Annotated in this window: 15 protein-coding genes; 7 read left to right on the top strand and 8 right to left on the bottom strand. The window is 62.9% G+C overall.

The features are described from left to right. Positions 1 to 34: 34 nt before the first annotated feature. The 5 genes from PY254_RS00265 to PY254_RS00245 all read right to left on the bottom strand — a co-directional run bounded on the left by PY254_RS00265 (position 35) and on the right by PY254_RS00245 (position 6,779). Positions 35 to 1,927, bottom strand: coding sequence for a DUF2207 domain-containing protein (locus tag PY254_RS00265; protein ID WP_281013484.1), 1,893 nt, complete (start codon positions 1,925 to 1,927; stop codon positions 35 to 37). A 12-nt stretch (positions 1,928 to 1,939) separates the two neighbouring features. Continuing rightward, the gene (locus PY254_RS00260) at positions 1,940 to 2,482 is read right to left on the bottom strand and encodes a LemA family protein (RefSeq protein ID WP_281013483.1); all 543 of its coding nucleotides are present in this window, start codon (positions 2,480 to 2,482) and stop codon (positions 1,940 to 1,942) included. A 199-nt stretch (positions 2,483 to 2,681) separates the two neighbouring features. Then, positions 2,682 to 4,733, bottom strand: coding sequence for a sodium-translocating pyrophosphatase (locus tag PY254_RS00255; RefSeq protein WP_281013482.1), 2,052 nt, complete (start codon positions 4,731 to 4,733; stop codon positions 2,682 to 2,684). 164 nt (positions 4,734 to 4,897) lie between these two features. Further along, positions 4,898 to 5,344: an RcnB family protein gene (locus tag PY254_RS00250; protein ID WP_281013481.1), complete on the bottom strand. Its 447-nt coding sequence runs from the start codon at positions 5,342 to 5,344 to the stop codon at positions 4,898 to 4,900. Positions 5,345 to 5,501: 157 nt separating this feature from the next. Beyond that, the gene (locus tag PY254_RS00245) at positions 5,502 to 6,779 is read right to left on the bottom strand and encodes a 6-phosphofructokinase (protein WP_281013480.1); all 1,278 of its coding nucleotides are present in this window, start codon (positions 6,777 to 6,779) and stop codon (positions 5,502 to 5,504) included. 193 nt (positions 6,780 to 6,972) lie between these two features. Here PY254_RS00245 and PY254_RS00240 point away from each other — a divergent pair, with 193 nt between their 5' ends. The 6 genes from PY254_RS00240 to PY254_RS00215 all read left to right on the top strand — a co-directional run bounded on the left by PY254_RS00240 (position 6,973) and on the right by PY254_RS00215 (position 12,330). Next, positions 6,973 to 7,557, top strand: a complete 585-nt coding sequence (locus PY254_RS00240) for an adenylate kinase (protein WP_281013479.1) — start codon at positions 6,973 to 6,975, stop codon at positions 7,555 to 7,557. A gap of 45 nt (positions 7,558 to 7,602) precedes the next feature. Continuing rightward, on the top strand, positions 7,603 to 8,991 hold the full coding sequence (gene mpl / locus PY254_RS00235) for a UDP-N-acetylmuramate:L-alanyl-gamma-D-glutamyl-meso-diaminopimelate ligase (RefSeq protein ID WP_281013478.1): 1,389 nt from the start codon (positions 7,603 to 7,605) through the stop codon (positions 8,989 to 8,991). Between the two features lie 132 nt (positions 8,992 to 9,123). After that, entirely contained in the window at positions 9,124 to 9,726 is a 603-nt protein-coding gene (locus PY254_RS00230; protein ID WP_281013476.1) for an LON peptidase substrate-binding domain-containing protein, read from the top strand. 58 nt (positions 9,727 to 9,784) lie between these two features. After that, on the top strand, positions 9,785 to 10,603 hold the full coding sequence (locus PY254_RS00225) for an SDR family oxidoreductase (protein ID WP_281013475.1): 819 nt from the start codon (positions 9,785 to 9,787) through the stop codon (positions 10,601 to 10,603). Between the two features lie 55 nt (positions 10,604 to 10,658). Further along, positions 10,659 to 11,894, top strand: coding sequence for an acetylornithine/succinylornithine family transaminase (locus PY254_RS00220; RefSeq protein ID WP_281013474.1), 1,236 nt, complete (start codon positions 10,659 to 10,661; stop codon positions 11,892 to 11,894). Positions 11,895 to 11,910: 16 nt separating this feature from the next. Then, positions 11,911 to 12,330, top strand: a complete 420-nt coding sequence (locus tag PY254_RS00215) for a VOC family protein (protein ID WP_281013473.1) — start codon at positions 11,911 to 11,913, stop codon at positions 12,328 to 12,330. A 1-nt stretch (position 12,331) separates the two neighbouring features. On the opposite strand, the gene hemL is transcribed toward PY254_RS00215, so the two are convergent. Together hemL and thiE are read right to left on the bottom strand one after the other, a co-directional pair. Continuing rightward, the gene (gene hemL, locus PY254_RS00210) at positions 12,332 to 13,615 is read right to left on the bottom strand and encodes a glutamate-1-semialdehyde 2,1-aminomutase (RefSeq protein WP_281013472.1); all 1,284 of its coding nucleotides are present in this window, start codon (positions 13,613 to 13,615) and stop codon (positions 12,332 to 12,334) included. Next, positions 13,612 to 14,253 carry a thiamine phosphate synthase gene (thiE, locus tag PY254_RS00205; RefSeq protein ID WP_281013471.1) on the bottom strand — a complete coding sequence of 214 codons (642 nt, stop codon included), beginning with the start codon at positions 14,251 to 14,253 and terminating at the stop codon, positions 13,612 to 13,614. The genes hemL and thiE overlap by 4 nt, the downstream gene beginning before the upstream one ends. A 111-nt stretch (positions 14,254 to 14,364) precedes the next feature. Between thiE and PY254_RS00200 the strand changes: the two genes are divergently transcribed. Beyond that, positions 14,365 to 14,559: a rubredoxin gene (locus PY254_RS00200; protein WP_281013470.1), complete on the top strand. Its 195-nt coding sequence runs from the start codon at positions 14,365 to 14,367 to the stop codon at positions 14,557 to 14,559. A gap of 218 nt (positions 14,560 to 14,777) precedes the next feature. Here PY254_RS00200 and PY254_RS00195 read toward each other — a convergent pair whose 3' ends face one another. Beyond that, entirely contained in the window at positions 14,778 to 15,230 is a 453-nt protein-coding gene (locus PY254_RS00195) for a DUF192 domain-containing protein (protein ID WP_281013469.1), read from the bottom strand. Between the last annotated feature and the right edge of the window lie 113 nt (positions 15,231 to 15,343).

Genomic DNA, 15,343 nt, shown 5'->3' with positions numbered 1-15,343 from the left:
CAGCTGCTTTCAGCAAGGTAGTGAAGTACGGCTGTCACCAACCACCGCCTCCGCCGCCGCCCCCGCCGCCGCCAGAGCCTCCCGAACTGCCGCCAAAGCCCGAGCTGGAGCCAGGTGCAACGGATGACGAGGCAATCGCACTACCGACGCCAGCAGCCAGCCCGTTACCGAAGTTGGCGAAGCTGCTGCTGTCGAAACTGCCGACGCCGGCGCCGCTGTACCAGCTTGGTTGGGCCTGCTTCAATTGCGCCGTCGATAACGCATCGGTGAAACGTTGCGCCCATGCGTTGCCCACGTCCAGTGCCAGCGCGTAGGGCAGATAGGCGGCAAACAATTCGGGGCGCGACTCGGGCTGGTAGCGCGAGTCAAGTTCCTGCTTCTCGGCCACGCCCAGATACCAGCGGAAGCCTTCGATCCGATCAAGCAACTTTGCGCCGATCTGGGTGGGCGCTTTCATCCAGTGGTGGAAGGCGATATTGGTGCCGATCAGCGCAAGGAAGATCGGCAGGTTGGCGTAACCAATCGTGCTTCCCAACATGGTCAGGCCAGCGACCTCACCGGCGCCGAAAATCACGGTCATGAACCACAACCCAGCTGCTCCCTTGCCGCCGGTGTGGCTGGCTTGCCAGGCCTGCTGGAACAGGCCTGCCACCCCGAAACTCCAGACCGTGAGCCAGAGCAGCATGAATGCCGCCGGTCCAACGTTGTCGCCAACGATCAGAAACAGGGTGACCAGTGAAATCACCACGCCGGGTAGCAGCAGCAGGGAGTGGGTGGCGAAGAACTTCTTCCTCCACCCGCTGGATAGCGCCTTTTTCAGCGCGTTCTGGGCAGCGCTGACGCGCTGGTGCTGTGACGACTCGAAAGTGAGTTTTTGCGTGTCCGGAAGCAGTGTGTCGAGCAGCACCTTCTCGTCCGCCGCCAGATTGTCGGGTACCGCCTGGCTACGGGTCACGCTGTAACGCCCAGCCGCATTGCGTTCGATCTGTAGTCCGCCCTTCGCTGCAATACCGAGAATCGCGGCGGTAAAGCAGGTGTTGTCGTAACCCATGCGCCGCACATAGCGCAATGCCGCCGCCGAGTCGCCATCAGGTGGCTCGTAGGCTGCCACGCGCACACCGGTGGCAGGATCGCGGCCGCAGGCCACCCATGCCAGACCGTAGTAGAGCCACAGCAGGGCCAGCCCGAGCAGGCCGAACAGCAGGTTGCGATTGTCGCCCAGCAACCAGCGAAAGCGTTGCGCCTTGTCGGGTTCGGCAATCAGCCCCTTGGGAAAGCTCAATGCAATGCTCAGCCCTTCATGCGTCTGCAGCCCACGTGTGCTGGCGAAACTGGCGCCATCCGCATCGAGTTGGCTGGTCAGTGAGTGTTCGAGCGAACCCTGGCTGCCGGTGTATCCGGTCGCCTTCAGCTGGCCCGGTTCCACTGCAACGGGCAAGGTGATGTGTGCGCTAGCGTGATCGATCGGAAAGTCCCAGCCAGTACCGGTGACGTTCCAGAACAACTCGTCGTGATCCTTGAAAAAACCGATCTGACGGTTGCTTTGATAATGCAGCGTGTACTCGTGTTCGCCCGGGTCGACGACGCTGTTGCTGTCACCAAGGTAGATGCGTATGCCATTGGCCTGCGGCTGGGTGTGCGAAGGTTCGCTGCGGCCATCGCGTTCGGTCGAGATCAGCTTGAACTGCACCCGGTAGCGGTTGTGCAGTGGATCGCGATAATCGGTGGGAAAATCACGGTAGATGCCGTGGCGAATCTGGTTGCCCTCGGCCTGCACGCGGATGTGTTCGGTCACGTTCATGCTGCCATCGGCGGCCAGCACGATGTCGGCGTGGTAGTCGAGAATGCGTTCGTCGGCACGGCAGGTTCCGGCGAGTGCAAAGATCGCCAGCGCAAGCAGCAGAAAGCTTCCGTATCCCTGGCGCATGGCGCGCTCCTTTCAGTCCAGATGCACGGCAACCGTCGCGCGGGCATCGTCGTCGGCGGCAAAAAATTGCGCTGGCTGGAAGCGCAATGCGTGGGCGATCAACAGGTCGGGGAAGCGCTGCAGGTGGGTGTTGTACTGGCGCACGGAGCCATTGTAGAAACGCCGTGCGTGCTGGATCGCATCCTCGATCTCGACCAGTTCCGCCGACAGTTGCACGAAATTCGTGCTGGCCTTGAGATCAGGATAGGCCTCGCCCAGCGCGATCAAACGACCGAGGTCACCGCCCAGTACCTGCTCGGCTTCACCTCGTGCGGCCGGACCGTTGCTGGACTGCGCCAGCGTGCGCTCGCGGGTGACCCGGCCCAGCAGTTCGCTCTCATGGCCGGCGTAACCACGCACGGTTTCCGCCAGCACCGGCACCAGGTCGTGGCGGCGTTGCAACTGGACGTCTACATCGCTCCATGCCACATGTACCTGATTGCGGTCGCGTACCAGTCGGTTGAACATCCATGCGCAGGCGACGGCCAGGGCAAGCAGGAGCAGCGTGGTTGTCATCGTGCGCAAATCCTTGGTATCGAAGGCGTGGCTGTGCCTGCCGTTGATGCGGTTCGGTAGATGTGGATTCCCCTTGTCCGCGCATCTTGTCACTGTTCGCGCGGCACGGCAAAAAGAAAGCGGCGGCCCGAAAATCCGGGCCGCCGCCTTAGCTGTCACTGCCTCCGCAATATCGCCGGCAGTTGGGTTGAAATGCCTGTTACAGCAACGGAATCATCAGCAAGGCCACGATGTTGATGATCTTGATCAGCGGGTTCACGGCCGGACCGGCGGTGTCCTTGTAGGGATCGCCGACGGTGTCACCAGTGACTGCGGCCTTGTGCGCTTCCGAGCCCTTGCCGCCGTGATGACCGTCCTCGATGTACTTCTTCGCGTTGTCCCAGGCGCCACCACCGGTGGTCATCGAGATCGCCACGAACAAGCCGGTGACGATGGTGCCGATCAGCACGCCGCCAAGCGCCTGCGCGCCGGCTTCGGGACCACCCAGCCACTTGAAGCCGAAGATCACCAATACCGGCACCAGCACCGGCAGCAGTGACGGCACGATCATTTCGCGGATCGCCGACTTGGTCAGCATGTCCACCGCGCGCGAGTATTCCGGCTTGGCGGTGCCGGCCATGATGCCCGGAATCTCACGGAACTGACGGCGTACTTCCACCACCACGGCACCCGCCGCGCGACCGACTGCTTCCATCGCCATTGCACCGAACAGGTACGGAATCAGGCCGCCAATCAGCAGGCCGATGATCACGTAATGGTTCGACAAGTCGAAGCTGACAACGGAGCCGCCAAAATGCTGGCTGAGGTTATGCGTGTAGTCGGCAAACAGCACCAAGGCCGCCAGTGCTGCCGAACCGATCGCGTAACCCTTGGTCACCGCCTTGGTGGTGTTGCCGACCGCGTCCAGCGGATCGGTGACGCCACGTACTTCGGGCGGCAGGTCGGCCATCTCGGCGATGCCGCCGGCGTTGTCGGTGATCGGACCGTAAGCGTCCAGCGCCACGATCATGCCAGCCATCGACAACATCGCGGTGGCGGCGATCGCGATGCCGTACAAACCACCCAGCGCAAACGCTGACCAGATCGCCGCACAGACGGCGAGTACCGGCCACGCGGTGGACTTCATCGACACGCCGAGGCCGGCAATGATGTTGGTGCCGTGGCCGGTGGTCGAGGCGGCAGCGATGTGCTGCACCGGCTTGTATTGCGTACCGGTGTAGTACTCGGTGATCCAAACAATCGCGCCGGTCAGCGCCAGGCCGATCAGGGTGCAGCCCCACAGGCTCATCGCGCCGTGGCTGAAGTCCGGCATCAGTTGCATGGTGATCGGGTAGAACGCCGCTGCAGCCAGTACGGCCGAGACGATCACGCCCTTGTAAAGCGCGCCCATGATCGAGCCGCCTTCCTTCACCTTGACGAACAGCGTGCCGATGATCGACGCGATGATCGAGACACCGCCCAGCAGCAGCGGGTAGAGCACTGCATTGGCGCCGACCTCGCTGATCATCAGGCTGCCCAGCAGCATGGTGGCGATCACCGTCACCGCGTAGGTTTCGAACAGGTCGGCCGCCATGCCGGCGCAGTCGCCGACGTTGTCGCCCACGTTGTCGGCAATCACCGCCGGGTTGCGCGGGTCATCCTCGGGAATGCCGGCCTCGACCTTGCCGACCAGGTCGGCACCGACGTCGGCACCCTTGGTGAAGATGCCGCCGCCCAGACGCGCAAAGATCGAGATCAACGAACTGCCGAAGGCGAAGCCGACCAGCGCGTGCAAGGCGGGTTCACCGCTGATGCCCATGCGGTTTAGCAGCAGCCAGTAACCGGCCACGCCGAGCAGGGCCAGCCCAACCACCAGCATGCCGGTAATCGCGCCACCACGGAAGGCAACATCCATCGCCTTGCTCAGGCCGCCGCGGGCTGCTTCGGCAGTACGCACGTTGGCCTGTACCGAGACGTTCATGCCGATATAGCCGGCCGCGCCTGACAGCAGCGCGCCCAGCAGGAAGCCGATGGCGGTCGGCCAGCTCAGGAAAATGCCGATCAACAGCAGCAACACCACGCCGACCAGGCCGATGGTGGTGTACTGGCGGTTGAGGTAGGCGCGTGCGCCTTCCTGGATCGCGGCAGCGATCTCCTGCATCCGCGCATTGCCTGGCGATTGCGCCAGGATCCAGCGCGCCGAAAGCGCGCCATACAAAACTGCCACCACCGCACACGCAACGACGATCCACCAGCCATACTGCTGCAGCATCGGAGCCTCCCCATGGGTTGTAAGTGGCCGTCCGGAATGGGCGGTCCAAGGGAGTATAGGCAGACGATCCGGCGCAGGCTGTTGTGCGGCGCAGCGCCCTGCATCAGAAAGCATGAGGGCCACGTACGTATACGTGGCCCTCGTCATCTCAAACCACGGCAGATCTAGCGTAGCGCGACGTCCAGAATGATGCCGGTGGCGATGGCGACCAGCAGGTAGTCGTTGTTGGCGCGCACCCAGTGATAGCCTCGTGGCGGATGGCGCAGGCGATAGTAGCCGTAGTCGCGCACCACATAGCGTGGACCGTAGTAGCGATGACCGCGCTCCCAGCGAGTCGGGTGGCCATAGTAACGCGGGCTGGGGTAACGGTAGTCAGGACCGTAGACATAGTGCCGGTCATCGTGGCGACGGTAGTCATGGCGGTTGTCACGGCGCTGACTTTCGTAGCGACGGTGATCGTAGCCGCGATCATCATGGCGTCGCTGATCATGACGATCATTACCGCGATCATGACCACCGTGGTCATGGTTGCCGGGGCCGGGCGCAGCCGCGGCGAAGCTACCGGGGGTGAGCAGGGTGACGGCGATGAGCAGGCGAGCGACAAGTTTCATCTTCGGGTCTCCTCCCCTCGGTGTCTGACCGCGACAATGCGGCGTTCGACCGGGGCAACTGGAGCGTAGGAAGTTGCGCCTGAACGCCACCCGATCCCGAAGAAACGTTTTCAGGTGGCGCTCAGCATCGCAAGATCCAGCACCAAAACCTGCAGGTTCAGCGCTGGAAGCTGGCCAGCTTTTTCGCCACGGCAGCATTCTTCAAGGTGACATAACGCGGCAGACCATCCTTGCCATAAGGCGGCGGCGCTTCGCCGCGGATCAGCGGAGCGAGATAGCGCCGTGCGGCGGCGGTGATGCCGAAGCCGTCACGGGTCATGAAACCCTTGGGCATTTTCTTCTCGCGGTTGGCGATCTTTGCCAGCAGCGCCGGCTCAATGGTCCAGCGATACGGCGCATCCGAGGTGCGCACGATTACCGGCATCACCGCATTCATCCCGGCCAAGGCGTATTCCACCGCTGCCTTGCCGACCGCATAGGCCTGCTCGGCATCGACCTTGGAGGCTGCATGACGGGCGGAACGCTGCAGGTAATCAGGCATGGCCCAGTGATATTTGTAACCGAGCTTTTCCTTTACCAGCGCCGCAAGTACCGGTGCCACGCCGCCGAGTTGGGCATGACCGAACGCATCGCGGCCACCGGCCTCGGCGAGGAACTGGCCCGCGGCATTGCGCACGCCCTCGGAGGCAACCACGGTGCACCAGCCCACGCGCTCCACGGTGGCTTTCACCTTGGCCAGGAAGGCGGTTTCGTCGAAGGTGTTCTCGGGGAACAGGATGATGTGCGGCGGCGCATCGGCGCCCTCGCCGGCCAGACCGGCGGCGGCGGCGATCCAGCCGGCATGCCGACCCATCACCTCAAGAATGAATACCTTGGTCGAAGTCTCGGCCATCGAGGCGACGTCCAGACTGGCCTCCAGCGTGGAAATGGCGGTGTATTTCGCCACCGAGCCGAAACCCGGGCAGCAGTCGGTCACCGCGAGGTCGTTGTCCACCGTCTTCGGTACACCAATGCAGCGGATGTCGTAGCCCAGGGTCTTGCCGATCTGCGAGAGTTTCAGTGCCGTATCGGCCGAGTCATTGCCGCCGTTGTACAGAAACCAGCGAATGTCGTGGGCGCGAAATAACTCGATCAACCGCTCGTATTCGGCGCGGTTGTCTTCCAGTGATTTCAGCTTGTAGCGACACGAACCGAACGCGCCGCCGGGCGTGTGGCGCAAGGCGGCGATGGCGGCAGCCGATTCCTTCGAGGTGTCGATCAAGTCTTCGCGCAGCGCGCCAAGAATGCCGTTGCGCGCCGCATAAACCTTCACGCCCTTGCGCCGGGCTGCCTCGATCACGCCCGCAGCGGTGGCATTGATGACCGCAGTAACGCCACCGGACTGGGCGTACAAAAGGTTGCCGGTAGGGGCGGGTGAACGGCGGCTCGGGCTCATGGAATCCTCGATATGGGCAGTGATGGAGTGGCGGTAGTCGGCGCTAAATGTTTTCAGCAACAAACACTTGGGGATGAGTGCGGCGTTGCGCCGTTTGACGGCATCGGGTGCAGCGGCTAATTTGACGCACAATATCCGGGATATCGGACGGACTGCGGCAGTGTGCGGCAGTGCGTCGAACTTGTGGAGCATTATGCGACTCGTCCTACTTGGTGCGCCCGGTTCGGGCAAAGGTACACAGGCTGCGCGACTGAAAACGGCGCTCGGCGTACCGCATATCTCGACCGGCGACATGCTGCGCGCGGCGGTGGCTGCGGGTACCGCGATGGGACTCAAGGCCAAGGCGGTGATGGATTCCGGCCAGCTGGTGTCCGACGACATCCTGCTCGGCATGCTGGAAGAGCGCTTGGCCCAGGCCGACGCGAAAGCCGGCTTCATTCTCGATGGCTACCCACGCAATCTGGTTCAGGCCGATGCACTTGATCACATGCTGGCCAAGCTCGGTCAGCCGCTGAACGCGGTGATCAAGCTGGACGTGCCGAACGAGGCGATCATCGGTCGCTGCGAAATCCGTTACAAGGCGGAAGGTCGCGCCGACGACAACCCCGATACCGTGCGCAAGCGCCTGGCGATTTATGCCGAGCAGACTGCGCCGGTTGCCGACTTTTATGCCAGCCGCGGCAAGCTGCAGGTGGTCGACGGCGTGGGCGAACTGAGCGATGTCACCGCACGCGTCCAGCAAGCCTTGCAAAACGAGCCGGCTGCCGCGAACGGCTGAGCACTTCCCGTCCCCACGGGGGCGGACTTCACGGAATCGTTCGGCATGCGCCTGCACATCCTTGGTATCTGCGGCACCTTCATGGGCGGCGTCGCTGCGCTGGCGCGTGAGCTTGGCCACACGGTGGAAGGCTCTGACGTCAACGTCTATCCGCCGATGAGCACCCAGTTGGAGTCGCTTGGCATCAGCCTGATGAGCGGCTATACGGCGCAGCATTTGCAGCCGGCGCCTGATCTGGTCGTGGTCGGCAATGCGATGACCCGCGGCAATCCGGCGGTAGAGCACATGCTCGACGCACAGCTGAATTATCTGTCCGGTCCGCAGTGGCTGGGCGAAACCGTGCTGGCCGGTCGCGAAGTGCTGGCGGTGGCAGGCACCCACGGCAAGACCACTACCACCAGTCTGCTGGCGCATTTGCTGGAGCAGGCATCCCAATCGCAGGCTGACTTGTCGCCCGGTTTTCTGGTCGGTGGCGTGCCGGGAAATTTCGGTGTCTCGGCGCGACTGGGGCAGGGCAAACCGTTCGTGATCGAGGCGGATGAATACGACACCGCGTTTTTCGACAAGCGTTCGAAGTTCGTGCACTACCGTCCGCGCATCGCGATCCTCAACAATCTCGAATATGACCACGCGGACATCTTTCCCGATGTGGCGGCCATCCAGCGCCAGTTCCATCATCTGGTGCGCACGATCCCCGGCAACGGCCGGTTGATCGTCAACGCCCACGATGCGCGCCTCGCCGAAGTACTGGCGATGGGGTGCTGGACGCCGGTGGAGACTTTCGGTATCGGCCGTGGCGACTGGCAGGCCAGCCTGATCGAGGCCGATGGTTCCGCGTTTGTCGTGGATCATCGTGGTGAGCGGATCGGCGAGGTGCGTTGGCCACTGTTGGGCGATCACAGCGTGATGAACGCGCTGGCGGCGTTGGCGGCAGTAACCGCTGCGGGTGCTGATCCGAAGATGCTGCTGCCGGCGTTTGCCAGCTTTGAAAGCGTCAAACGGCGGATGGAGTTGGTTGGCGACGTGAATGGCGTCCGCGTCTACGATGATTTTGCCCATCACCCGACCGCGATCGCTACCACCTTGGCCGGCCTGCGGGCGAGCGTGGGAACAGCTCGTATCCTGGTGGCGCTGGAACCTCGTTCCAATTCGATGCGGCAGGGCGCCCACGCCGAGGCGTTGGCGCCGTCGCTGGCTGATGCTGACGCGGTGGTTTTTCTGCAGCGCCCGGAACTGCCATGGAATGCACACCGGGTGACCGATGCACTGGACGGTCGTGGCACCAGTGCGCCGACCGTGGACGCGTTGCTGGCTACACTCGCTGCGCTGGCGCAACCGGGTGACCAGGTGGTGTTCATGTCCAACGGTGGCTTCGAGAACGCACCGCTGCGCTTAGTCCAGATCATGCGCGAAACGGCAGTGCAGACACCCTGAGTGATGTCCGCTGACTGGTTCGTTCGGGTTGAGAGGGATGCTGTGTTCGCTGCCTGAAAAAGGTTGGTGGTCGGCGGTCGGGCAAGATGGCAGCACACTGTTTGCCGACAAAACCTCTGGTTACACTGCGCCATGGCTGCCCAATCACCGCTGATCGAGATGCCGCTGTTTCCACTGTCGTCCGTGCTGTTTCCGGGCGGGCAAATGGCGCTGCGTATCTTCGAGCCGCGTTACGTCGACCTGGTGCGCGAATGCACGCGCTACGGTACCGGCTTCGGTGTATGCCTGATCCTGCAGGGTCAGGAAGCGGGTGTGCCAGCAGTGCCGTCGGCGATTGGCACGATGGCGCGGATTCACGATTTTCATACCGACGAGGCAGGCTTGCTCGGCATCATGGTCACCGGCGGGCAACGCTTTCGGGTTGCGCGCAGTCGCGCGCGGTCCGACGGCTTGCTGCGCGGCGACGTGGAGCTTTGGCAGGACGAGCCGGCGGTGCCGGTGCCGGTGGAGTTCTTGTTGCTGCAGAGCATTCTCGGACGCCTGATCGAAACCATGGCGCCGCATTGGCGCGATGCGCCCAAGAGCGCCTACGAGGATGCCAGTTGGCTGGGTTTGCGCCTGTCGGAATTGCTGCCGCTCGATGTCAGCGAGCAACAAGGCATGCTGGAATTGACGGATCCGCTGCTGCGGCTGGCTGAATTACGCGACATCCTGCCGCGCTTCCAGAAAGCCTAGGCCGTCACTCCGTTAGACTGGAGCGCTGAAACGCATCCTTCTTTCGGAGTCGACAACCATGAGCACGCTGGCTGGCAAAACATTGTTCATCACCGGTGCCTCGCGTGGCATCGGGCTGGCGATCGCGTTACGCGCGGCGCGCGATGGCGCCAACATCGTGATTGCAGCCAAAAGTGCGGTAGCCAACCCGAAGTTGCCAGGAACCATCCACACCGCCGCGGCGGAGATCGAAGCCGCCGGTGGCAAGGCGCTGGCCTTGCAGGTGGATATCCGCGAGGAGGACCAGGTGGTCGCCGCAGCGGCACAGGCCGCCGAGCATTTCGGTGGCATCGACATCGTGATCAACAACGCCAGTGCGATCTGGCTGGCTGGGACAGCCGAAACGCCGATGAAGCGCTACGACCTGATGCACCAGGTCAACAGTCGTGGCACGTTTCTGGTCACCCGCAGCTGTCTGCCGTACTTGAAAAAGGCGGCCAACCCGCACGTGTTGATGCTGTCGCCGCCGCTGAATCTCGACCCGAAATGGTTTGCCCCGCATACCGCCTACACCATTGCCAAATACGGCATGAGCCTGTGCGTGCTGGGCATGAGTCCCGAGTTCGCGCCGATGGGCATTGCCGTCAACGCGTTGTGGCCCCGTACCGTGATCGCGACAGCAGCCATCGGCATGATCGACGGCGTGCAGGTCGAACATTGCCGCAAGCCGGAAATCGTCGCCGATGCTGCGCACGTTGTGCTGACCCGGTCGGCCGCTGAATACACCGGTCATTTCGCGATCGACGAAGACATCCTGCGCGAAGCTGGCGTAAGCAATTTCGATGCCTATGCGGTGAAGCCGGGCGCCCACCTGCTCCCCGATCTTTTTCTGGACTGAACTTCCGTGGTGCGCGCCACGTATTCCGGCATATGAATGCTTTTTCGAGAACAACATGCACGAACTACCCGCTGACCTGATCAAGCTTGGCAAGCGCTACTGGCTGCCGGTTTACAAGCCGCGTGAACTGGTGCTCGACCACGGCAAGGGTGCACGCGTCTGGGATACGGAAGGTCGTGACTACGTGGACTTTGGCGCCGGCATCGCGGTGAACGCGCTTGGCCATCAGGACCCGGATCTGCTGGCAGCGTTGACCGCGCAGGCGCACAAGCTCTGGCACAGCAGCAACGTCTTCTACACCGAGCCGCCGCTACGCCTGGCGGCGGAACTGGTGGAAGCTTCCGGCTTTGCCGAACGCGTCTTCCTGTGCAACTCGGGTGCGGAGGCGAACGAGGCGGCGATCAAGCTGGTGCGCAAGTGGGCAGCCGCGAAGGGGTGCCCGCCGGAGCGGCGGAACATCCTCACGTTTGTTGGTTCATTCCACGGACGCACGCTGGCCACCGTCACCGCCACCGCGCAGCCAAAATATCAGGAAGGCTACGAGCCGCTGCCGGGTGGCTTTATCTACGCGGCATTCAATGACGTGGCCGCGCTCGAGGCGGCGTTCGCGGCGAACACGATTGCCGCGGTGATGCTGGAGCCGGTGCAGGGCGAGGGTGGCGTGCTGCCCGCCGCCCCCGGCTTCCTCAAGCGCGTTCGCGAATTGTGTGATGCACACGATGCGCTGTTGGTGCTGGACGAAATTCAGTGCGGCATGGGTCGCACCGGTACGCTTTTCGCCCATGTACATGACGGCGTCACGCCCGACATTGTGACGCTGGCCAAGGCTTTGGGTTGCGGTTTTCCGATTGGCGCGATGCTGGCCGGCCCCAAAGTTGCCGAAGTCATGCAGTACGGCGCGCATGGCACCACCTTCGGCGGCAACCCGATGGCTGCTGCGGTCGCTCGCGTGGCGCTGGCCAAGCTGGCTTCGCCTGTCGTGTTGGCCAATGTGCAGCGGCAGGCAAACCATCTGCGCGCCGGACTGGCACACATCAACAACGACTTGAACCTGTTTGATGAGCTGCGCGGTCGCGGTCTGATGATCGGCGCGGTATTGAATGAGGCGTATCGAGGCAAGGCTGCTGCGATGCTTGATCACGCCGCTGCTCGCGGCCTGCTGCTGTTGCAGGCCGGTCCCGACGTGCTGCGCTTTGTGCCGCCGCTGACGATTACCGACGAGGAACTGGCCGATGGCCTCGCCCGACTACACGCCGCATTGAGCGACTTTGCGGCAAGCTTGAATCAGTGAATATTCGGAGTCAGTGATGAAATATCTGCACAGCATGGTGCGAGTACGCGATCTCGATGCGTCGCTGCGTTTTTACTGCGAGGGACTTGGCCTGCGCGAAGTACGTCGCAAGGAAGTGCCCGAGGGCAAGTTCACCCTGGTGTTCCTGTCTGCCGCCGAGAGCCCGGAGGCCGAGATCGAGCTGACCTTCAACTGGGGCTCGCAGGAAGACTATGGCTCGGCGCGAAACTTCGGCCATCTCGCTTTCCGCGTGGAGGACATCTACGCCACCTGCGAGCGGCTGCAGGCCATGGGCTACACCATTCATCGCCCGCCGCGTGACGGCCACATGGCCTTCGTGCGTTCGCCCGACCTGATCTCGATCGAGCTGCTGCAGGAAGGCCAGTTGCCACCGCGCGAACCGTGGGCGTCGATGCCGAATACCGGCAACTGGTGAATCAGCCTTTTGCCTCGCGCAAGGCTGCGCGGGCTGCTTCGAGCGTGTCGGCGATGTCCTGGTCGCTATGCGCGCTGGACATGAAGCCGGCTTCGAACGCCGATGGCGCCAGATACACGCCGCGCTTCAGCATGCCGTTGAAGAAGCGGTTGAACAGCGCGGTATCGGCGGCAGTCGCCTGCGCATAGCTGCTGACCTTTTCGGCACTGAAGAACAGACCGAACATGCCGCCGACGCGATTGGTGCTGAACGCCACGCCTTCGCCATCGGCAACCGACTGAAAGCCGTCGGTCAACAAACGCGTGCGTGCCGCCAGCTGATCGTGGAAGCCCGGCGCCTGAATCAACTCCAGCATGGCCAGACCGGCGGCCATGGCCACGGGATTCCCGCTAAGTGTTCCGGCCTGATAGATCGGGCCGGCCGGGGCGATCTGTTCCATCAATTCGCGCTTGCCACCATAAGCACCCACCGGCATGCCGCCGCCAATGATCTTGCCGAAGGTGGTCAGGTCGGGCGTCACGCCGTAATGCGCCTGCGCGCCGCCGAGCGCAACGCGGAAACCGGTCATCACTTCGTCAAAGATCAGCAGCGTGCCGGAGTGTGTGCACAGTTCGCGCAGGCCCTGCAGGTAGCCATCAACGGGCGCAATGCAATTCATGTTGCCGGCAACCGGCTCGATGATCAGGCCGGCAATTTCGTGGCCCTGCTCGGCAAACAGTGCCTTGGCGGCATCAAGATCGTTATAGGGCAGGGTGAGCGTGAGGTCGGCATTCGCCTTCGGCACGCCCGGCGAAGTGGGTACGCCAAAAGTAAGCGCGCCGGAGCCAGCCTTGACCAGGAAGCTGTCGCCATGACCGTGATAGCAGCCCTCGAATTTCACGATCTTGCTGCGGCCGGTGGCGCCGCGAGCGAGGCGGATCGCCGACATCGTCGCCTCGGTACCCGAATTGACCATGCGTACCATGTCGATCGACGGAATCAGGCGGGTGATCGTTTCGGCCATCACCACTTCGGCCGGGCATGGCGTACCGAACGACAGGCCATGCCTGATCGCACGCTCCACCGCTTCGCGCACTGCCGGATGGTTGTGGCCGACGATCATCGGGCCCCACGAGCCGACATAGTCGATGTAACGCTGACCTTCGACATCCCACAAATACGCGCCATCCGCGCGTTCCGTGAAAAACGGCTCGCCACCCACGGATTTGAACGCCCGGACCGGTGAGTTCACGCCACCGGGCATCAGCTGCAGGGCGCGCTGGAAGAGTTCGTGGTTGGTCGTCATGCGGTTTCTCGATCAGAGGAGTACAGGTCGGTGAAGCGTTGTGCGGCGGCTCGAACGTCGGGGGCGGCAAGAACGGCCGCCACCACCGCCAGATATTCAGCGCCGGCTTCAACCAGTAGACGTCCATTGTCCGGCGTGATGCCGCCGATCGCTACCCGGGGGATGCCCAGCGCGGCGCTTTGCCTCAGCAGCTCGATCGACACGAGTGACGCCAGCGGCTTGGTGGTTGACGGAAAGAACGCGCCGAACGAGACGTAGCTTGCGCCGGCATCGGCCGCCGCCTGTGCCCGTGCGAGTGAGTCGTAGCAGGACACGCCGATGATGGCGTGTTCTCCCATTGTCCGGCGTACTGTGGCGGGGGCCTCGTCGCCGCGGCCCAGGTGCACGCCATCGGCGCCAACCTCGATGGCCAGCGCGATGTCGTGATCGATGATCAGCGGGACATGGTGTGCATGGCAAAGCTTGGCCAATGCACCGGCTTCGGCGAGCCGCCGTTCGGCGTCCTGGCTCAGATCGCGGTACTGCAACATGCGTGCACCGCCCTCCAGCGCCAGGGCCGTTGCCTCGAGCAGACCGGATCGAGGCCCGTTGGTGACGGCGTAGAGGCCGCGGCTGGTCAGCTTTCCGTAGGTGTTCAAATCATGACCTCATGTCGGTGGGTGGCGTTGTTCGCTCGCGAGCGAAGCTTTCGCATTGGCGGGGGAGTTGCGAGAATGGGCAATTATCCCGCGATCTGAAGAAATCCAACCATGAGCCAGAGTTCAAGCGAAACCGCCGCGCGCAAATGGATGTGCGTCGTGTGTGGCTACATTTACGACGAAGCCATCGGCGTGCCCGACGAAGGCATCCCTGCCGGTACGCGTTGGGAAGACGTGCCAGACACCTGGACCTGTCCCGACTGCGGCACCACCAAGGATGATTTCGAGATGATCGAGCTCGACTGAGCGCCGATTCTTGCCAGCAAACGGCCCGATCCTGTCAGCGTACGGACCGGGCCAGCTGTTTTGATGTTCCTGCGCCCGATCAGGTGGCGCGCTATACGGGAACATCCCATGCAGCAGTTCATTCCGTTCGAAGATGACTGGGACGCGCTGGAAAACCTGCGGCCCGAAGACTTGGTTCCCTTCCGCCTCGACATGATCGATGCCCGCCAGGCAAGTCCTCAGCGCACCGGGCCAATGTCTGCGTCAATACTCATGACGTCGCCTGGCTTGAAGCCCAGTCGGCTGGCTGTGCCAGCCGGCAACTCCAGGACATAGATTGCCGGTGCGGCACTGGGATAGGTCGGGCAGGGATCGGCTTTGCAAGGCGGCACGTCCCGCTGTACCGAAACCAGCCGCCGATTCTCATCGAAGTACAGCATATCCAGCGGGATGAGCGTGTTCTTCATCCAGAAGCCCTGCGGCCCGATCACGGGAAACACAAACAACATGCCGTGATCGGCCGCCAGCGCAGTGCGCATCATCAGCCCGCGTCGGCGACTGGCGTCGTTCGTCGCCAGTTCGACCCGAAATCGGTGGCCGTTGAGCATGACGGTGCCGGGAGTAGCTGCGGAGTGTGTGCTGCAGGAGCTGGTCGCCAGCAACAAGGGAAGTAGTGTCAGCCATCGGTTCATAGCGTACTCAAGTGATGAAGAATCGCATCGCCTAAAGAAGTGTAGTGCCCTCACGAGAACCGCAGCGGCAAAAAAAACATCAAAAAGTCGTGCAACCCCCTTCCAAGATCGCT

It is taken from the genome of Rhodanobacter sp. AS-Z3 (genome assembly GCF_029224025.1).
Lineage (GTDB): Bacteria > Pseudomonadota > Gammaproteobacteria > Xanthomonadales > Rhodanobacteraceae > Rhodanobacter.
The sequence above is the reverse complement of the archived record's forward strand: the minus strand, read 5'-3'. Positions and strand labels throughout refer to the sequence as shown.